The sequence below is a fragment of the Brevundimonas subvibrioides ATCC 15264 genome, from assembly GCF_000144605.1.
In the GTDB taxonomy this organism is placed as follows: Bacteria; Pseudomonadota; Alphaproteobacteria; order Caulobacterales; family Caulobacteraceae; genus Brevundimonas; species Brevundimonas subvibrioides.
Genome location: NC_014375.1, coordinates 1,486,098 through 1,499,166, shown reverse-complemented (window position 1 = coordinate 1,499,166; position 13,069 = coordinate 1,486,098). Strand labels below are relative to the sequence as shown.

Sequence of the window (13,069 nt, the reverse complement as noted above, 5' to 3'; positions counted from 1 at the left end):
GCCCCTCCCCGGGCGTTCTTAGCGTCGGACCGGCGCAGGTGCGCCGCGACCGCCGCGGCCGCGCAGCTTGGCCTTCTTGATGAGGCCCTCGTACTGGTGCGCCAGCAACTGCGACTGGATCTGCGCCACCGTGTCCATCGTCACCGAGACCACGATCAGGACCGAGGTGCCGCCGAAGTACAGACCTTGTCCGAAGTTGGCGGACACGATCTCGGGCAACAGGCAGACCGCGGTGATGTAGGCGGCACCGATCACGGTCAGGCGGGTCAGGACATAGTCCAGATATTCCGCCGTCCGCTTGCCCGGACGGATGCCCGGCAGGAAGCCGCCGTATTTGCGCAGGTTCTCGGCCGTGTCCTCGGGGTTGAAGGTGATCGAGGTGTAGAAGAAGCAGAAGAACACGATCAGCAGCGCATACAGCACCATGAACAGCGGCTGGCCGTGCGTCAGCTGGGCCGCCACGGTCGGCAGCCAGGCCAGCCACGCCGGCAGGTTGGCGGTCGCGGCGAAGTTGGCGACGGTCGACGGCAGCAGCAGCAGGGACGATGCGAAGATCGGCGGAATGACGCCGGCGGTGTTGACCTTCAGCGGCAGGAACGAACGCTCGCCCCCCGCCATCCGGTTGCCTTCCTGGCGCTTGGGATACTGGATCAGCAGACGACGCTGGGCCCGCTCCATGAAGACGATGAACACGACCACGGCCACCACCATCACCACGATGAACAGCAGGGCGAAGGCCGAGATCTGGCCTTGCTCGGCCAGACCCAGCAGGCGACCGATCGTGCCCGGCAGGACCGCGACGATCCCGGCGAAGATGATCAGCGAGATGCCGTTGCCGACGCCGCGCGCCGTCACCTGCTCGCCCAGCCACATCAGGAACATGGTGCCGCCGGTCAGCGAGACGACCGTCGTGGCGAGGAAGAAGATTCCGGGGCTGTCGACCAGATTGGGCTGGGCGTTCAGTCCGACGGCGATGCCGAACGACTGCGCCAGAGCCAGGATCACGGTCAGGTAGCGGGTGTACTGGTTGAGCTGCTTCCGCCCGCTTTCGCCGCCTTCCTTCTTCAGCTTCTCCCACGGCGGATACACGCTGCCCATCAGCTGGACGATGATCGACGCCGAGATGTAGGGCGTCACGTTCAGTGCGAAGACGGCCATCCGCTCCACCGCGCCACCCGAGAACATGTTGAACATGTCCAGGATGCCGCGCTGGCCATCGGGATTGTTGAAGAACTGCAGGAAGGCTTCGGAGTTGATCCCCGGGATCGGCACATAGGTACCGATGCGATAGACCAGCAGTGCGCCCAGCGTGAACAGCAGACGCTTGTGCAGCTCGGTCGCTTTCGCAAACGAGCCCATGTTCATATTGGCGGCGAGTTGTTCGGCGGCCGAAGCCATGTGTCGTTACCCCGACTGATCAGTACGCGGCCGATCGAACGAATCCGGGGCCAACGTCCAGATAGGCGAAGGGCGGCCTCTTAGCGAGACCGCCCCCCGTGCTTTTATTGTTAGGCTTTCGAAGCCGTGCGGGTCGTGCGTGCCGAGATCTTGTTGGCATCGCCACGCGGTGCCTTGGCGGCGGGCACCTTGCCCTTGGCGGCGTTGCGCTTCTCGACGCGCGCGGCGGCCTTGGCTTCGGCGGCGATCCGCTCCTGGACGACCGAGCCACCGGCGGCTTCGATCGCCTTGATGGCACCGGCCGAGGCCGACCAGACGACCAGCGTCAGGGCCGACTTCACTTCACCGGTACCCAGGATACGCACGCCGTCCTTGACGCGGCGGATCACGCCGGCGGCGACCAGGGCGTCGCCCTTGATCTCGCCCTTGGCATCCAGCTTGCCGGCATCGACGGCGTCCTGCAGGCGCCACAGGTTCACTTCGGCCAGCTTCAGGGCGTTGGGATTGTTGAAGCCGCGCTTGGGCATCCGCATGTACAGCGGCATCTGGCCGCCTTCGAACCCGCCGATGGCGACGCCCGAACGCGACTTCTGACCCTTGACGCCGCGACCGGCGGTCTTGCCCTTGCCCGAACCCGGGCCGCGGCCGACGCGCATGCGCTTCTTGTGAGCGCCCTCGTTGTCGCGGATTTCATTCAGTTTCATGTGCCTGATCCTTTCGGGTTCTAGCGCCTGGCGCGCGGCCAGACTCGGCTTTGATTTTCATTTGGGAACGGACGGATCCGACCCCGGAACGCGATGAAGGGCGGCCTATAGCCGCCCCCACCCTGTCACCGCAAGGGCGACGCCCTCCCCCGTCAGGGAGAGGGCCATTTACGCAATTACTTTTCGACGATCTCGGTCAGGTGGGCGACCTTGGCGATCATCCCGCGAACCGAGGGGGTGTCTTCCAGCGTGGACTCGCGGCCCATGCGGTTCAGACCCAGGCCCACCAGGGTGGCGCGCTGGTCGTTCTTGCGGCGGATCGGCGAACCGGTCTGCTTGACGGTGACGGTAGCCATAATCAGGACTCCACGGCTTCGGGCGCGGCCTCGATGGCCGAGGCGCCGTCGTTGCGGCGGCCCATCAGGTCGGAGACCTTCTTGCCACGCTTGGAGGCGACCTGACGCGGCGAGGACTGGACTTTCAGTGCCTCGAACGTCGCGCGGATCATGTTGTAGGGGTTGGACGAGCCGGTCGACTTGGCCACCACGTCGGCGACGCCGAGGGTTTCCAGGACGGCGCGCATCGGACCACCCGCGATCACGCCGGTGCCGGGAGGGGCAGCGCGCATCATGATCTTGCCGGCGCCCCAACGGCCGTTGCCGTCGTGGTGCAGGGTGCGGTTCTCGCGCAGCGGCACGCGGATCATCGTCTTCTTGGCTTCTTCGGTCGCCTTGCGGATGGCTTCCGGCACTTCGCGTGCCTTGCCGTGACCGAAGCCCACGCGACCCTTGCCGTCACCGACGACCATCAGGGCTGCGAAGGAGAAGCGACGGCCGCCTTTGACGGTGGCGGCGACGCGGTTGATGTGCACCAGCTTCTCGACGATGTCCGAATCCGGACCGTCGACAGCGGGGGCGTTGCGGTTGTCGCGACGGTTGCGGTCGTTGCCGCCTTGTCCGCCGCCACGTTGGGGTGCTTGGGCCATCTGTCGGTCCTTAGAAGTTCAGGCCGGCTTCACGCGCGGCATCCGCCAGCGCCTTCACCCGTCCGTGATAGATGTAGCCACCGCGATCGAAGACCACGTCCTTGATGCCCTTCTCGATGGCGCGCTCGGCGACCAGCTTGCCGATGGCGGCAGCGGCCTCCTTGTTGGAGCCCTTCGAGGTTCCGGCCTTGTCGCCTTCCAGCGAAGAGGCCGAGGCGACCGTGATGCCCTGGGTGTCGTCGATGATCTGGGCCGAGATGTTCTTGTCCGAACGGTGCACGGACAGGCGCAGGCGACCGTTGCCCATCGCCTTGAGGCGGCGGCGGTTGCGCTCGGTGCGCTTGGCGGCTTTTTGCTTGAGGGTCGTTGCCATGGCTTACTTCTTCTTGCCTTCCTTGCGACGCACCTTCTCGCCGGCGTAACGGACGCCCTTGCCCTTGTAGGGCTCCGGCGGACGCAGCTTGCGGATGTTGGCCGCCAGTTCACCGACCACTTGCTTGTCGGGGCCGGAGATCTTGATCTCGGTCTGCTTGGGCACCGCGAAGGTCACGCCGGCCGGAGCCACCACGTTCACTTCATGCGAGAAGCCCAGCTGAAGCGACAGGTCATTGCCCTTCATGGCGGCGCGGTAACCCACGCCGACCAGCTCGAGCGTGCGCTCGAAGCCGTCGGTGACACCGACGACCATGTTGTCGACCAAGGTCCGCGACAGACCCCACATCGCGCGGGCGCGCTGGGTGTCGGCGCGGATCGCCAGGCTCAGCTCGCCGTCGTTCTGGGTCAGCTCGACCTCTTCGGCCAGGGTCCAGGACCGCTCGGCCTTGGGGCCTTTCACGGTGATGGTCTGGCCGTCGATGGTGACGGTCACGCCTTTCGGCACGGTGATGGGACGTTTTCCGATACGGGACATCTTTAGTAGACCCTGCAGAGGACTTCGCCGCCGACGTTGGCGTCGCGAGCGGCAGCGTCGGACATGACGCCCTTAGAAGTCGAAAGGATCGAGATGCCCAGGCCGTTCTTGATCGGCTTCAGGTCGGAGATCGCCGAGTAGACGCGGCGGCCCGGCTTGGACACGCGTGCGATCTCGGCGATGACCGGCTGGCCGTCAAAGTACTTGAGCTCGATCTCGAACTGCGGGAATTCACCGGGGTTCTGAACCAGCGAATAGCCGCGGATGTAGCCTTCGTCCTGCAGCACGTCGAGGACGCGCTGGCGCAGACGGGAGGCCGGGGTGAGCACTTTGGAACGCTTGCGCATGGCCGCGTTCTTCATGCGAGCGATCATGTCGCTCAGGGGATCGTTGATCATCATGTCTGTTCGCTCCCCTTACCAGCTGGACTTCGTCAGGCCCGGGATCTGGCCCAGGTTGCCGAGTTCGCGAAGCGCGATCCGGCTCATCTTCAGCTTGCGATAGAAGGCCCGCGGACGGCCCGTCACTTCGCAGCGGTTGCGGATCCGGACGGCCGCCGAGTTGCGCGGCAGCTCGGCCAGCTTCAGGCGGGCGTCGAAACGCTCTTCCAGAGGCAGGCTCTCGTCGTTGGCGGTCGCCTTCAGCGCGGCGCGCTTGGAGGCATATTTGGCGACGAGGGCTTTCACCATCTCGTTGCGGTTCACGGCGCTTTTCTTAGCCATTGTGCTTTTCCCTTCCCGCTCAGTTCTTCACGAACGGGAACTTGAACTCGGTCAGAAGCGCGCGCGCCTCGTCGTCGGTCCGAGCCGTGGTGCAGACGATGATATCCATGCCCCACATCTGATCGATCTGGTCATAGTTGATCTCCGGGAACACGATGTGCTCCTTCAGACCCATGGCGTAGTTGCCGCGGCCGTCGAACGACGTGGGCTTCAGGCCCCGGAAGTCCTTCACGCGCGGCAGGGCGATCGTGATCAGACGGTCCAGGAACTCGTACATCTGGTCGCCGCGCAGGGTGACCTTGCCGCCGATGATCATGCCTTCGCGCAGCTTGAAGCCGGCGATGGAGGTGCGGGCCTTGGTCGGAACCGCCTTCTGGCCGGCGATCTGCGTCAGATCCTTGAGGGCCGCATTGGCCTTCTTGGAGTCAGCGACGGCTTCGCCGATGCCCATGTTCAGGACGATCTTGTCCAGACGCGGCAGCTGCATCGGGTTGGTGTAACCGAACTTCTCGGTCATCACGCCCTTGATGCGCTCGTTGTAGTCGCCCTTCAGGCGGGGGGTGTATTTCGTATCGGCCATCAGATGACGTCTCCCGTCGTCTTGGCAAAGCGAACCTTCTTGTCGCCTTCCATGCGGAAGCCGACGCGGCTGGCCTTGCCGTTGGCGTCGGCGATCGCGACGTTCGACAGGTGAAGCGACGCTTCCTTGTTCTTGATACCGCCCTGGGGGTCACCCTGGGACGGACGGGTGTGGCGCTGGACCATGTTGATCCCGGTCACCATCACGCGGTTCTCGGTCGGCAGGACCTTGGCGACTTCGCCAGTGCGGCCCTTGTCTTTTCCGGCCAGGACGACGACGCGGTCGCCCTTCTTGATCTTGGCGGCCATGACTACAGAACCTCCGGAGCCAGCGAGATGATCTTCATGTGGTTCTTGGCGCGCAGTTCGCGGGGAACCGGGCCGAAGATCCGCGTGCCGACGGGCTCGTTCTGCTTGTTGACGATGACGGCGGCCGACTTGTCGAAACGGATGACCGAGCCGTCCTTGCGCTGGATGTCCTTGGCGGTGCGCACGACGATGGCGCGAACCACTTCACCCTTTTTCACGCGGCCGCGAGGAATGGCTTCCTTGACCGAGGCGACGATCGTGTCACCCACCGAGGCGTAGCGACGGCCTGCGCCGCCCAACACCTTGATGCACATGACCCGGCGAGCGCCCGAGTTGTCGGCCACCTCCAGGTTAGTTTGCATCTGGATCATATGATCAGATCCTTCTGATTACGACGCCGAGGCCGGGGTGTCCTTCGAGAGGACCTCCCAACGCTTCAGCTTGGATTTCGGGGCGCACTCACGAATGCGGGCGACGTCGCCTTCCTTGAAGGCGTTCGCTTCATCGTGGGCGTGGTACTTCTTGGACAGGCGCACGATCTTTTTCATGACCGGGTGCAGCAGCGTGCGTTGGACGACGACGACGACGGTCTTGTCGCCCTTGTCGGACACGACCACGCCTTCGAGAATACGTTTGGGCATGGGGTTTCCTTACGAAGCCGAGCGCTTCTCACGCAGAAGCGTGGAGATGCGGGCGATGTCTTTGCGGACTTCACCGACGCGGTGAGTCTTTTCCATCTGGCCGGTGGCGGCCTGGAAGCGCAGGTTGAACTGCTCCTTCTTGAGCGACAGCAGCTGGTCGCCCAGCTGGTCGTTCGTCTGGGAGCGGAGATCGGCGATCTTGGTCATCAGGCGACGTGCTCCACGTGCGAGACACCGGCGTCCAGGCGGGTGACCACCTTGGTGCGGACCGGCAGCTTGGCGGCACCCAGACGCAGGGCCTCACGGGCCACGTCGTCGGCAACGCCGTCGATTTCGAACAGGATCCGGCCCGGGTGGCAGCGCGCCGCCCAGTGATCCACCGCGCCCTTGCCCTTGCCCATACGGACTTCGGCAGGCTTGCCCGAGACGGGAACGTCCGGGAACACGCGGATCCAGACCCGGCCCTGACGCTTCATCTGGCGGGTGATCGCGCGGCGGGCCGCCTCGATCTGACGCGCGGTGATGCGTTCCGGCTCCAGCGTCTTCAGGCCGTAGGACCCGAAGTTCAGCGAGAAGCCGCCCTTGGCAGCGCCGTGGATGCGGCCCTTGAAGGCCTTGCGATACTTGGTTTTCTTCGGTTGCAGCATGACTTAGCCCTCACGCCCGCGACGTTGACCGCGGTCGTTACGACCGCCGCGATCACCACCACGGCCTTCGTTCGACGACGGACCGGCCGCTTCCAGAGCCCAGCGCTTGTCCTGCGCCATCGGATCGTGTTCCAGGACTTCACCCTTGAAGACCCAGACCTTCACACCGATGATGCCGTAGGTCGTCTTGGCCTCGATGAAGCCGTAGTCGATATCGGCGCGCAGGGTGTGCAGCGGCACGCGGCCTTCGCGATACCATTCCATCCGCGCGATTTCGGCACCGCCGAGGCGACCCGAGACGTTAATGCGGACGCCCTTGGCACCCAGGCGCATGGCCGACTGCATCGAACGCTTCATGGCGCGGCGGAAGGCGATCCGGCGTTCCAGCTGCTGCGCGATGTTCTCGGCGATCAGCTGGGCGTCGGTCTCGGGCTTGCGCACTTCGACGATGTTCAGGTGAACTTCACCCTCGGTGCGGGCCGAGATGTCCTTGCGGAGCTTCTCGATGTCGGCGCCCTTCTTGCCGATCACGACGCCCGGACGGGCGGCATAGATCGTCACGCGGCACTTCTTGTGCGGACGCTCGATGATGATGCGCGAGACGCCGGCGGCGTTCAGACGCTCCTTCAGCCACGTGCGCAGCGCCAGGTCCTGGTGCAGCAGACGGGCGTAGGACGGGCCGTCGGCGAACCAGCGGCTGTCCCAGGTACGGTTCACGCCGAGGCGGAAACCGATCGGATTGATTTTCTGACCCATCAGGCGGCCTCGCCGGCTTCACGGACCACGATGGTGATCTCGCTGAACGGTTTCAGGATGCGGGACGAACGGCCACGAGCACGGCTCGCGAAACGCTTCATCACCAGGTTCTTGCCCACGAAGGCCTCGGCAACGACCAGGCTGTCGATGTCCAGGTTGTGGTTGTTCTCGGCGTTCGACACGGCGCTGTAGAGCACCTTGCGGACGTCGTCCGAGATGCGCTTGCGGCTGAATTCCAGCTCGTTCAGGGCCTTCTGGACCGGCAGGCCACGGATGGACTGGGCGACCAGGTTCAGCTTCTGCGGGCTGATGCGGACGTTCGTCAGCTTGGCGCGCGCTTCCGTTTCGCCGACGCGGCGGGTGTTGTTGGTCTTGGGCATGTTACTTCCGCTTCGCTTTCTTGTCCGCGGCGTGGCCGGGGAACGAACGGGTGGGCGAGAACTCGCCCAGTTTCATGCCGACCATGTCCTCGTTCACGTGCACGGGGACGTGCTTGTGACCGTTGTGGACACCGAACGTCAGACCGACGAACTGCGGCAGGATGGTGGAGCGGCGCGACCAGGTCTTGATCACGTCCTTGCGGCCCGACGTCGAAACGGCGTCGGCCTTCTTGAGCAGATACCCGTCGACGAACGGGCCTTTCCAGGAGGAACGGGCCATCTTTAGCGAGCCTTCTTGAGGTGGCGGCTACGGATGATGAAGCGATCCGTCGCCTTGTTCTTGCGGGTGCGGGTACCCTTGGTGTCCTTGCCCCACGGCGTGACCGGGGTCCGGCCGCCGGACGTCTTGCCTTCACCACCACCGTGCGGGTGGTCGACCGGGTTCATGGCGACGCCGCGAACGTGCGGACGGAAGCCCATGTGACGAACGCGACCGGCCTTGCCGAGGTTCTGGTTCATGTGGTCGGCGTTCGAAACGGCGCCCACCGTGGCCATGCAGCCGTCCAGGACCATGCGCAGCTCGCCCGAGCCGAGGCGGATCTGGGCGTAACCCTGATCGCGACCCACCAGCTGGGCATAGGCACCGGCCGAACGGGCCAGCTGAGCGCCCTTGCCGGGCTTCATTTCCACGCAGTGGATGATGGTGCCGACGGGGATGGAGCGCAGCGGCATGGCGTTGCCGGGCTTAACGTCCGTCTTTTCGCCGGCCACGATCGTGTCGCCCGCCTTCAGGCGTTGCGGCGCGACGATGTAGGCCTTTTCGCCGTCCTCATAGGTGATGAGGGCGATGAAGGCGGTACGGTTGGGGTCGTACTCCAGCCGCTCGACGGTCGCCGTCTGGAACTTGCGACGCTTGAAGTCGATCTTGCGATACAGGCGCTTGGCACCACCGCCGCGGAAGCGGACGGCGATACGACCGCCCTGACCACGTCCCCCCGACTTGGTCAGGCCTTCGGTCAGCGACTTCTCGGGACGGCCCTTGAAGAGCTCCGAGCGGTCGATCAGCACCAGGGCGCGACGGCCCGGCGATGTCGGATTGTAGGTTTTCAAGGCCATCTGTTTAGAGCCCCGTCGTGACGTCGATCGACTGGCCTTCAGCCAGCGTCACGATCGCTTTTTTGATGTCGACCCGACGGCCCATGATGCCGCGGAAGCGCTTGGTCTTGCCCTTTTGAACCAGGGTGTTGACCTTCAGGACGTTGACCTTGAACAGGCTTTCGACCGCAGCGGCGATCTCGTCCTTGGTCGAGGTGCCCGCGACGCGGAACACGACCTTGTTCTGCTCCGACAGGATCGTCGCCTTCTCGGTGATGATCGGCGACAGGATGGTGTCGTAGTGTTTGGCGGTTGGAGCGGCGGCCATTACGCGGCTTCCTTCTCGGCTTGCTCGCGACGCGAGGGCTTGTAGTCGGCGTAGGTGGCCTCGATGGCCTCCACGGCAGACTTCGTCAGCACCAGCTTGTCAGCGCGCAGGATGTCATAAACGTTCAGGCCGGCGTTCGGCAGGACGTGGATCTGGGGGATGTTGCGCGACGCCAGGGCGAAGTTCGCATCCACTTCCGGTCCGGCGATGATCAGCGTGCGGGTCCAGCCCAGCTTGCCGAACGTCTCGCGCAGAGCCGAGGTCTTGGCTTCCTTGACGGTCAGGGCGTCGACGACGACGAGATCGCCGGTCTTGACCTTGGACGACAGGGCATGACGCAGGGCCAGGGCGCGGACCTTCTTGGGAAGGTCGAAGCCGTGATCACGGACGATCGGGCCGAAGGCGCGCGAACCGCCGACGAACTGCGGGGCACGGCGCGAACCGTGACGAGCGCCGCCGGTGCCCTTTTGCTTGTACATCTTCTTGCCGGTGCGAGAGTTCTCGTTCCGGGTCTGGACCTTGTGGGTACCGGCGCGGCGCTTGGCCAGTTGCCAGTTGACGTAGCGGGCTAGCAGGTCGCCGCGGATGTCGGTGATGCCGAAGATGACATCCGACAGCTCGACGTCGCCGGCAGCCTTGCCGTCAAGGTTGATGCTCGAGAGTTTCATGCTTCACCGCCTTCGACGGTCTCGGCCGGGGCCTGCTCTTCAGCGGGCGTCTCGGCCGGAGCGGCTTGAGCGCCGCCCTTGGTCTTGAACGAACCGGGGAACGGCAGGTCGGCGTGCGTCTTCTTGTGCGCGTCGCGGACCTTGACCCACGACCCTTCGTGGCCGGGGACAGCGCCCTTGACCAGGATCAGGCCGCGCTCGGCGTCGACACGGACGATCGTCAGGTTCTGGGTGGTGATCGTCTCGTTTCCGAGCTGACCGGCCATCTTCTTGCCCTTGAAGGTCTTGCCCGGATCCTGACGCTGACCGGTGGAGCCCAGCGAACGGTGCGAGACGGACACGCCGTGCGTCGCCCGCAGACCGCCGAAGTTCCAGCGCTTCATACCGCCCTGGAAGCCCTTGCCGATCGTCTCGCCCTGGATGTCGACCTTCTGGCCCACGACGAAGTGGTCGGCCGACAGGGTCGCTCCGACGTCGATCATGGCGTCGTCCGTAACACGGAACTCCATGACGACGTGCTTGGGCTCGACTTCCGCCGTGGCGAAGGTCGTGCGTTGAGCCTTGTTGGTGTTCTTTGCCTTCTTGGTCCCGGCACCCAGCTGCAGGGCGACGTAGCCGTCCCGCTCCTGAGTGCGTTGACCGACGACCTGACAGTCGTCGAGCTGGAGCACAGTGACCGGAACGTGTTGGCCGTCATCGGCGAACACGCGGGTCATGCCCAGCTTCTTGGCGATCACGCCCGTGCGCATATCGGATCCCGCCTTTGTTTCTTTAAATCTTGATCTCGACGTCCACACCGGCGGACAGGTCGAGCTTCATGAGCGCGTCCACGGTCTGCGGGGTGGGGTCGACGATGTCGAGGACACGCTTGTGCGTGCGGATTTCAAACTGCTCGCGCGACTTCTTGTCGACGTGCGGCGAGCGGTTCACGGTGAACTTTTCGATCAGGGTCGGCAGCGGGATCGGACCACGTACAGTGGCGCCCGTGCGCTTGGCCGTGTTCACGATTTCGCGCGTCGAAAAGTCGAGGACGCGGTGATCGAAGGCCTTGAGCCTGATGCGGATGCTTTGATCCATATCGGTCGTATTTCCCAAGCAGGCGAACCTGCGTCCCTGTGAACCATTTCAAAGACCGGAGGCCTTCAGGCACGAATGCCTTCAGAGTACGCACGTCCGCAAAAACGATCGGCCCACGCAGTCACCCGCGAAGGCCGTTGAAGTCCTGGATCGCTACAAAGAACGGGCCGGGTCGTTCCTGCGAACCGCGTCTGCAACCCGAGAGCTGCACAGCCGGTCCAACAAGAGTTGGCGCTTATGACGATTGAGTCCCGTTTCGTCAAGCGCGTCGAAGGGCTTCGAGCCGGATTCTGTGGGAAAGACGGCCCGGGGGGTTCCACGCTCCCGGGCCGCCTCCATTCGGCGTTCTGACTCGGGGGAGAGATCAGTTGCCGATGTGGACCCGACCGCCGCCCATGACGGACTGGGAGACCGCGCCGGTGACCCGGCCGACCCTGACGTCGCCGCCGCCGACCAGACTGGCTTCGAGGCTGTCGACCGTGCCGGTGACCGTGACATTGCCCGATCCGGCAATGGCGGCCTCCAGCGGACCGGTGTCGCCCTGGATCACGATGTCGCCCGAGCCGCCGATGGAGGCGTCGACGGAACGGGGCCGCCCGCCGCCGACGCGCACATCGCCCGACCCGCCGATCGCCGCTTCCACCGCGCCGGTCGCCTGGGTGACGGTGATGGTGCCCGAACCGCCGATGGCGGCGTCGAGGTCGCCGGTCGCGCCCGCCGTGACCCGGCCCGAACCGCCGATGGCCGCTTCCAGGCTTCCGGACGTCCCGGCGCGGATGCTGCCCGACCCGCCGATCGACAGGTCCGCGTGGCCCGAGGTGTTCGCGATCGTCCAGTCACCGCAGCCGCCGGCCCCCAGCTCGATCGAGGTCGCGCCGCGGCCGATGGCTCCGAAGATGGCCGAGTCCTCGGTCGAGACGTCCACGGTCCGCGGGGTGCGCACCACGATCAGGGGCGCGGCCGACAGATCGACCCGGCCGTTCCGGCGCACCTCTACAGAGGCCCCCTCGCCCGGCTGGCGCGCCTCGGCCGGTCCGCTGCGGCAGTTGCGGATCGGATTGCGGCCCAGACCGCCGTCGATGCGGATCTCGTTTCCGGAGCGCGTCACGGTCGGCATGGGCAAACCACCCGTTCCCGGCTCGATCTCGACGGCGACGTCGGTCCGGTCCTCGACGATCACGACCATGCGCGCGGCGGCGCGGCGCACGCGGACCTCGGGGCCTTCGGCGGCGGAGGCCGGCGCGGCGGCCGCGAAGGTGGCGGCGACGGCGGCAGCGATGGCGAAGGCGGCGGTGATGGACTTGGTCATGATGGGCTCCTCCCTGGTGTTAAGGCGAAGGTGATCCCGCCACCGGGCGAAGTCATTTTAACTCGACGTCATGACCTCGAATTAATCCGGGCCCCGTTGTCGATACGGCCAAGCCTCGCGCGTCTTTCCTTTGTCGTGCAGGATCGGAGCGTCCGATCAGGCGACCGCAAACACGGAGGCTGACCCCATGCACTATGCCCTGCTGATCCACGAACCCGAGGCCGAGTCCTATCCCGAGGGCGAGGCCAGCCCGTCCTGGCACGCGATCCTCGACGCCCACGGCCAATACGGCATGCAGATGGGCGAGGCCGGGGTCTTCGTCGGCGGCGCGGGCCTGAAGTCCGCCACCACCGCCACCACCGTGCGGGTGACCCCGTCCGGCCGCACCGTTCATGACGGCCCGTTCGCCGAGACGCGCGAACAGCTGGGCGGCCTCTATATGATCGACGTGCCCGACCTGGACGCCGCCATCGACTGGGCGAAGAGGTTGCCGATCGCGCGCAACGGCTCGATCGAGATCCGGCCGATGCTGCCGCCGCCGCCGCAGGGCTGATCCGTCCC

General features: G+C 65.3%; 24 protein-coding genes. 1 reads left to right on the top strand and 23 read right to left on the bottom strand.

The features are described 5' to 3' along the window. Positions 1-18 precede the first annotated feature (18 nt). From secY to BRESU_RS07415, 23 genes are all read right to left on the bottom strand, one after another. On the bottom strand, positions 19-1,398 hold the full coding sequence (gene secY, locus BRESU_RS07525) for a preprotein translocase subunit SecY (RefSeq protein ID WP_013268940.1): 1,380 nt from the start codon (positions 1,396-1,398) through the stop codon (positions 19-21). Between the two features lie 110 nt (positions 1,399-1,508). Then, entirely contained in the window at positions 1,509-2,102 is a 594-nt protein-coding gene (gene rplO / locus BRESU_RS07520; protein ID WP_013268939.1) for a 50S ribosomal protein L15, read from the bottom strand. Positions 2,103-2,278: 176 nt separating this feature from the next. After that, positions 2,279-2,458, bottom strand: coding sequence for a 50S ribosomal protein L30 (gene rpmD, locus BRESU_RS07515; RefSeq protein WP_013268938.1), 180 nt, complete (start codon positions 2,456-2,458; stop codon positions 2,279-2,281). A 2-nt stretch (positions 2,459-2,460) separates the two neighbouring features. Next, on the bottom strand, positions 2,461-3,087 hold the full coding sequence (gene rpsE / locus BRESU_RS07510; protein ID WP_013268937.1) for a 30S ribosomal protein S5: 627 nt from the start codon (positions 3,085-3,087) through the stop codon (positions 2,461-2,463). Positions 3,088-3,097: 10 nt separating this feature from the next. Next, positions 3,098-3,460: a 50S ribosomal protein L18 gene (gene rplR, locus BRESU_RS07505; RefSeq protein WP_013268936.1), complete on the bottom strand. Its 363-nt coding sequence runs from the start codon at positions 3,458-3,460 to the stop codon at positions 3,098-3,100. A 3-nt stretch (positions 3,461-3,463) separates the two neighbouring features. Then, positions 3,464-3,997, bottom strand: coding sequence for a 50S ribosomal protein L6 (gene rplF / locus BRESU_RS07500; protein WP_013268935.1), 534 nt, complete (start codon positions 3,995-3,997; stop codon positions 3,464-3,466). Between the two features lie 2 nt (positions 3,998-3,999). Next, positions 4,000-4,398, bottom strand: a complete 399-nt coding sequence (gene rpsH, locus BRESU_RS07495; protein ID WP_013268934.1) for a 30S ribosomal protein S8 — start codon at positions 4,396-4,398, stop codon at positions 4,000-4,002. Positions 4,399-4,413: 15 nt separating this feature from the next. Next, a complete protein-coding gene (gene rpsN, locus BRESU_RS07490) occupies positions 4,414-4,719 on the bottom strand; it encodes a 30S ribosomal protein S14 (protein WP_013268933.1) in 306 nt (101 codons plus the stop codon). Between the two features lie 19 nt (positions 4,720-4,738). Then, entirely contained in the window at positions 4,739-5,299 is a 561-nt protein-coding gene (gene rplE / locus BRESU_RS07485) for a 50S ribosomal protein L5 (RefSeq protein ID WP_013268932.1), read from the bottom strand. Then, positions 5,299-5,607 carry a 50S ribosomal protein L24 gene (gene rplX / locus BRESU_RS07480; protein ID WP_013268931.1) on the bottom strand — a complete coding sequence of 103 codons (309 nt, stop codon included), beginning with the start codon at positions 5,605-5,607 and terminating at the stop codon, positions 5,299-5,301. The genes rplE and rplX overlap by 1 nt, the downstream gene beginning before the upstream one ends. 2 nt (positions 5,608-5,609) lie before the next feature. Next, positions 5,610-5,978 carry a 50S ribosomal protein L14 gene (rplN, locus tag BRESU_RS07475; protein ID WP_013268930.1) on the bottom strand — a complete coding sequence of 123 codons (369 nt, stop codon included), beginning with the start codon at positions 5,976-5,978 and terminating at the stop codon, positions 5,610-5,612. 18 nt (positions 5,979-5,996) lie between these two features. Next, the gene (gene rpsQ, locus BRESU_RS07470) at positions 5,997-6,248 is read right to left on the bottom strand and encodes a 30S ribosomal protein S17 (protein ID WP_013268929.1); all 252 of its coding nucleotides are present in this window, start codon (positions 6,246-6,248) and stop codon (positions 5,997-5,999) included. Between the two features lie 9 nt (positions 6,249-6,257). After that, positions 6,258-6,455, bottom strand: coding sequence for a 50S ribosomal protein L29 (gene rpmC / locus BRESU_RS07465; protein ID WP_013268928.1), 198 nt, complete (start codon positions 6,453-6,455; stop codon positions 6,258-6,260). Further along, a complete protein-coding gene (gene rplP, locus BRESU_RS07460) occupies positions 6,455-6,895 on the bottom strand; it encodes a 50S ribosomal protein L16 (RefSeq protein WP_013268927.1) in 441 nt (146 codons plus the stop codon). Before rplP ends, rpmC begins: the two co-directional genes overlap by 1 nt. 3 nt (positions 6,896-6,898) lie before the next feature. Further along, positions 6,899-7,651 carry a 30S ribosomal protein S3 gene (gene rpsC, locus BRESU_RS07455; protein WP_013268926.1) on the bottom strand — a complete coding sequence of 251 codons (753 nt, stop codon included), beginning with the start codon at positions 7,649-7,651 and terminating at the stop codon, positions 6,899-6,901. Beyond that, the gene (gene rplV, locus BRESU_RS07450; RefSeq protein ID WP_013268925.1) at positions 7,651-8,031 is read right to left on the bottom strand and encodes a 50S ribosomal protein L22; all 381 of its coding nucleotides are present in this window, start codon (positions 8,029-8,031) and stop codon (positions 7,651-7,653) included. Before rplV ends, rpsC begins: the two co-directional genes overlap by 1 nt. 1 nt (position 8,032) lies before the next feature. Beyond that, positions 8,033-8,311: a 30S ribosomal protein S19 gene (gene rpsS, locus BRESU_RS07445; RefSeq protein WP_013268924.1), complete on the bottom strand. Its 279-nt coding sequence runs from the start codon at positions 8,309-8,311 to the stop codon at positions 8,033-8,035. A gap of 2 nt (positions 8,312-8,313) precedes the next feature. Further along, positions 8,314-9,147 (bottom strand): 50S ribosomal protein L2, encoded by an 834-nt coding sequence (gene rplB / locus BRESU_RS07440; protein WP_013268923.1) that lies wholly within the window; start codon positions 9,145-9,147, stop codon positions 8,314-8,316. Positions 9,148-9,151: 4 nt separating this feature from the next. Beyond that, the gene (locus BRESU_RS07435) at positions 9,152-9,454 is read right to left on the bottom strand and encodes a 50S ribosomal protein L23 (RefSeq protein ID WP_013268922.1); all 303 of its coding nucleotides are present in this window, start codon (positions 9,452-9,454) and stop codon (positions 9,152-9,154) included. Further along, positions 9,454-10,122, bottom strand: a complete 669-nt coding sequence (gene rplD / locus BRESU_RS07430; RefSeq protein ID WP_013268921.1) for a 50S ribosomal protein L4 — start codon at positions 10,120-10,122, stop codon at positions 9,454-9,456. Before rplD ends, BRESU_RS07435 begins: the two co-directional genes overlap by 1 nt. Next, the gene (gene rplC / locus BRESU_RS07425; protein WP_013268920.1) at positions 10,119-10,871 is read right to left on the bottom strand and encodes a 50S ribosomal protein L3; all 753 of its coding nucleotides are present in this window, start codon (positions 10,869-10,871) and stop codon (positions 10,119-10,121) included. The genes rplD and rplC overlap by 4 nt, the downstream gene beginning before the upstream one ends. A gap of 22 nt (positions 10,872-10,893) precedes the next feature. Next, positions 10,894-11,199 carry a 30S ribosomal protein S10 gene (rpsJ, locus tag BRESU_RS07420; RefSeq protein WP_003164367.1) on the bottom strand — a complete coding sequence of 102 codons (306 nt, stop codon included), beginning with the start codon at positions 11,197-11,199 and terminating at the stop codon, positions 10,894-10,896. Positions 11,200-11,563: 364 nt separating this feature from the next. After that, entirely contained in the window at positions 11,564-12,508 is a 945-nt protein-coding gene (locus tag BRESU_RS07415; RefSeq protein WP_013268919.1) for a GIN domain-containing protein, read from the bottom strand. Between the two features lie 187 nt (positions 12,509-12,695). Here BRESU_RS07415 and BRESU_RS07410 point away from each other — a divergent pair, with 187 nt between their 5' ends. Next, positions 12,696-13,061, top strand: a complete 366-nt coding sequence (locus tag BRESU_RS07410; RefSeq protein WP_013268918.1) for a YciI family protein — start codon at positions 12,696-12,698, stop codon at positions 13,059-13,061. Positions 13,062-13,069: the final 8 nt, after the last annotated feature.

Bases quoted from the DNA above. Each gene is read 5' to 3' on its own strand.
- secY (WP_013268940.1), bottom strand. From the start codon at position 1,398: ATGGCTTCGGCCGCCGAACAACTCGCCGCCAATATGAACATGGGCTCG.
- rplO (WP_013268939.1), bottom strand. From the start codon at position 2,102: ATGAAACTGAATGAAATCCGCGACAACGAGGGCGCTCACAAGAAGCGC.
- rpmD (WP_013268938.1), bottom strand. From the start codon at position 2,458: ATGGCTACCGTCACCGTCAAGCAGACCGGTTCGCCGATCCGCCGCAAG.
- rpsE (WP_013268937.1), bottom strand. From the start codon at position 3,087: ATGGCCCAAGCACCCCAACGTGGCGGCGGACAAGGCGGCAACGACCGC.
- rplR (WP_013268936.1), bottom strand. From the start codon at position 3,460: ATGGCAACGACCCTCAAGCAAAAAGCCGCCAAGCGCACCGAGCGCAAC.
- rplF (WP_013268935.1), bottom strand. From the start codon at position 3,997: ATGTCCCGTATCGGAAAACGTCCCATCACCGTGCCGAAAGGCGTGACC.
- rpsH (WP_013268934.1), bottom strand. From the start codon at position 4,398: ATGATGATCAACGATCCCCTGAGCGACATGATCGCTCGCATGAAGAAC.
- rpsN (WP_013268933.1), bottom strand. From the start codon at position 4,719: ATGGCTAAGAAAAGCGCCGTGAACCGCAACGAGATGGTGAAAGCCCTC.
- rplE (WP_013268932.1), bottom strand. From the start codon at position 5,299: ATGGCCGATACGAAATACACCCCCCGCCTGAAGGGCGACTACAACGAG.
- rplX (WP_013268931.1), bottom strand. From the start codon at position 5,607: ATGGCCGCCAAGATCAAGAAGGGCGACCGCGTCGTCGTCCTGGCCGGA.
- rplN (WP_013268930.1), bottom strand. From the start codon at position 5,978: ATGATCCAGATGCAAACTAACCTGGAGGTGGCCGACAACTCGGGCGCT.
- rpsQ (WP_013268929.1), bottom strand. From the start codon at position 6,248: ATGCCCAAACGTATTCTCGAAGGCGTGGTCGTGTCCGACAAGGGCGAC.
- rpmC (WP_013268928.1), bottom strand. From the start codon at position 6,455: ATGACCAAGATCGCCGATCTCCGCTCCCAGACGAACGACCAGCTGGGC.
- rplP (WP_013268927.1), bottom strand. From the start codon at position 6,895: ATGCTGCAACCGAAGAAAACCAAGTATCGCAAGGCCTTCAAGGGCCGC.
- rpsC (WP_013268926.1), bottom strand. From the start codon at position 7,651: ATGGGTCAGAAAATCAATCCGATCGGTTTCCGCCTCGGCGTGAACCGT.
- rplV (WP_013268925.1), bottom strand. From the start codon at position 8,031: ATGCCCAAGACCAACAACACCCGCCGCGTCGGCGAAACGGAAGCGCGC.
- rpsS (WP_013268924.1), bottom strand. From the start codon at position 8,311: ATGGCCCGTTCCTCCTGGAAAGGCCCGTTCGTCGACGGGTATCTGCTC.
- rplB (WP_013268923.1), bottom strand. From the start codon at position 9,147: ATGGCCTTGAAAACCTACAATCCGACATCGCCGGGCCGTCGCGCCCTG.
- BRESU_RS07435 (WP_013268922.1), bottom strand. From the start codon at position 9,454: ATGGCCGCCGCTCCAACCGCCAAACACTACGACACCATCCTGTCGCCG.
- rplD (WP_013268921.1), bottom strand. From the start codon at position 10,122: ATGAAACTCTCGAGCATCAACCTTGACGGCAAGGCTGCCGGCGACGTC.
- rplC (WP_013268920.1), bottom strand. From the start codon at position 10,871: ATGCGCACGGGCGTGATCGCCAAGAAGCTGGGCATGACCCGCGTGTTC.
- rpsJ (WP_003164367.1), bottom strand. From the start codon at position 11,199: ATGGATCAAAGCATCCGCATCAGGCTCAAGGCCTTCGATCACCGCGTC.
- BRESU_RS07415 (WP_013268919.1), bottom strand. From the start codon at position 12,508: ATGACCAAGTCCATCACCGCCGCCTTCGCCATCGCTGCCGCCGTCGCC.
- BRESU_RS07410 (WP_013268918.1), top strand. From the start codon at position 12,696: ATGCACTATGCCCTGCTGATCCACGAACCCGAGGCCGAGTCCTATCCC.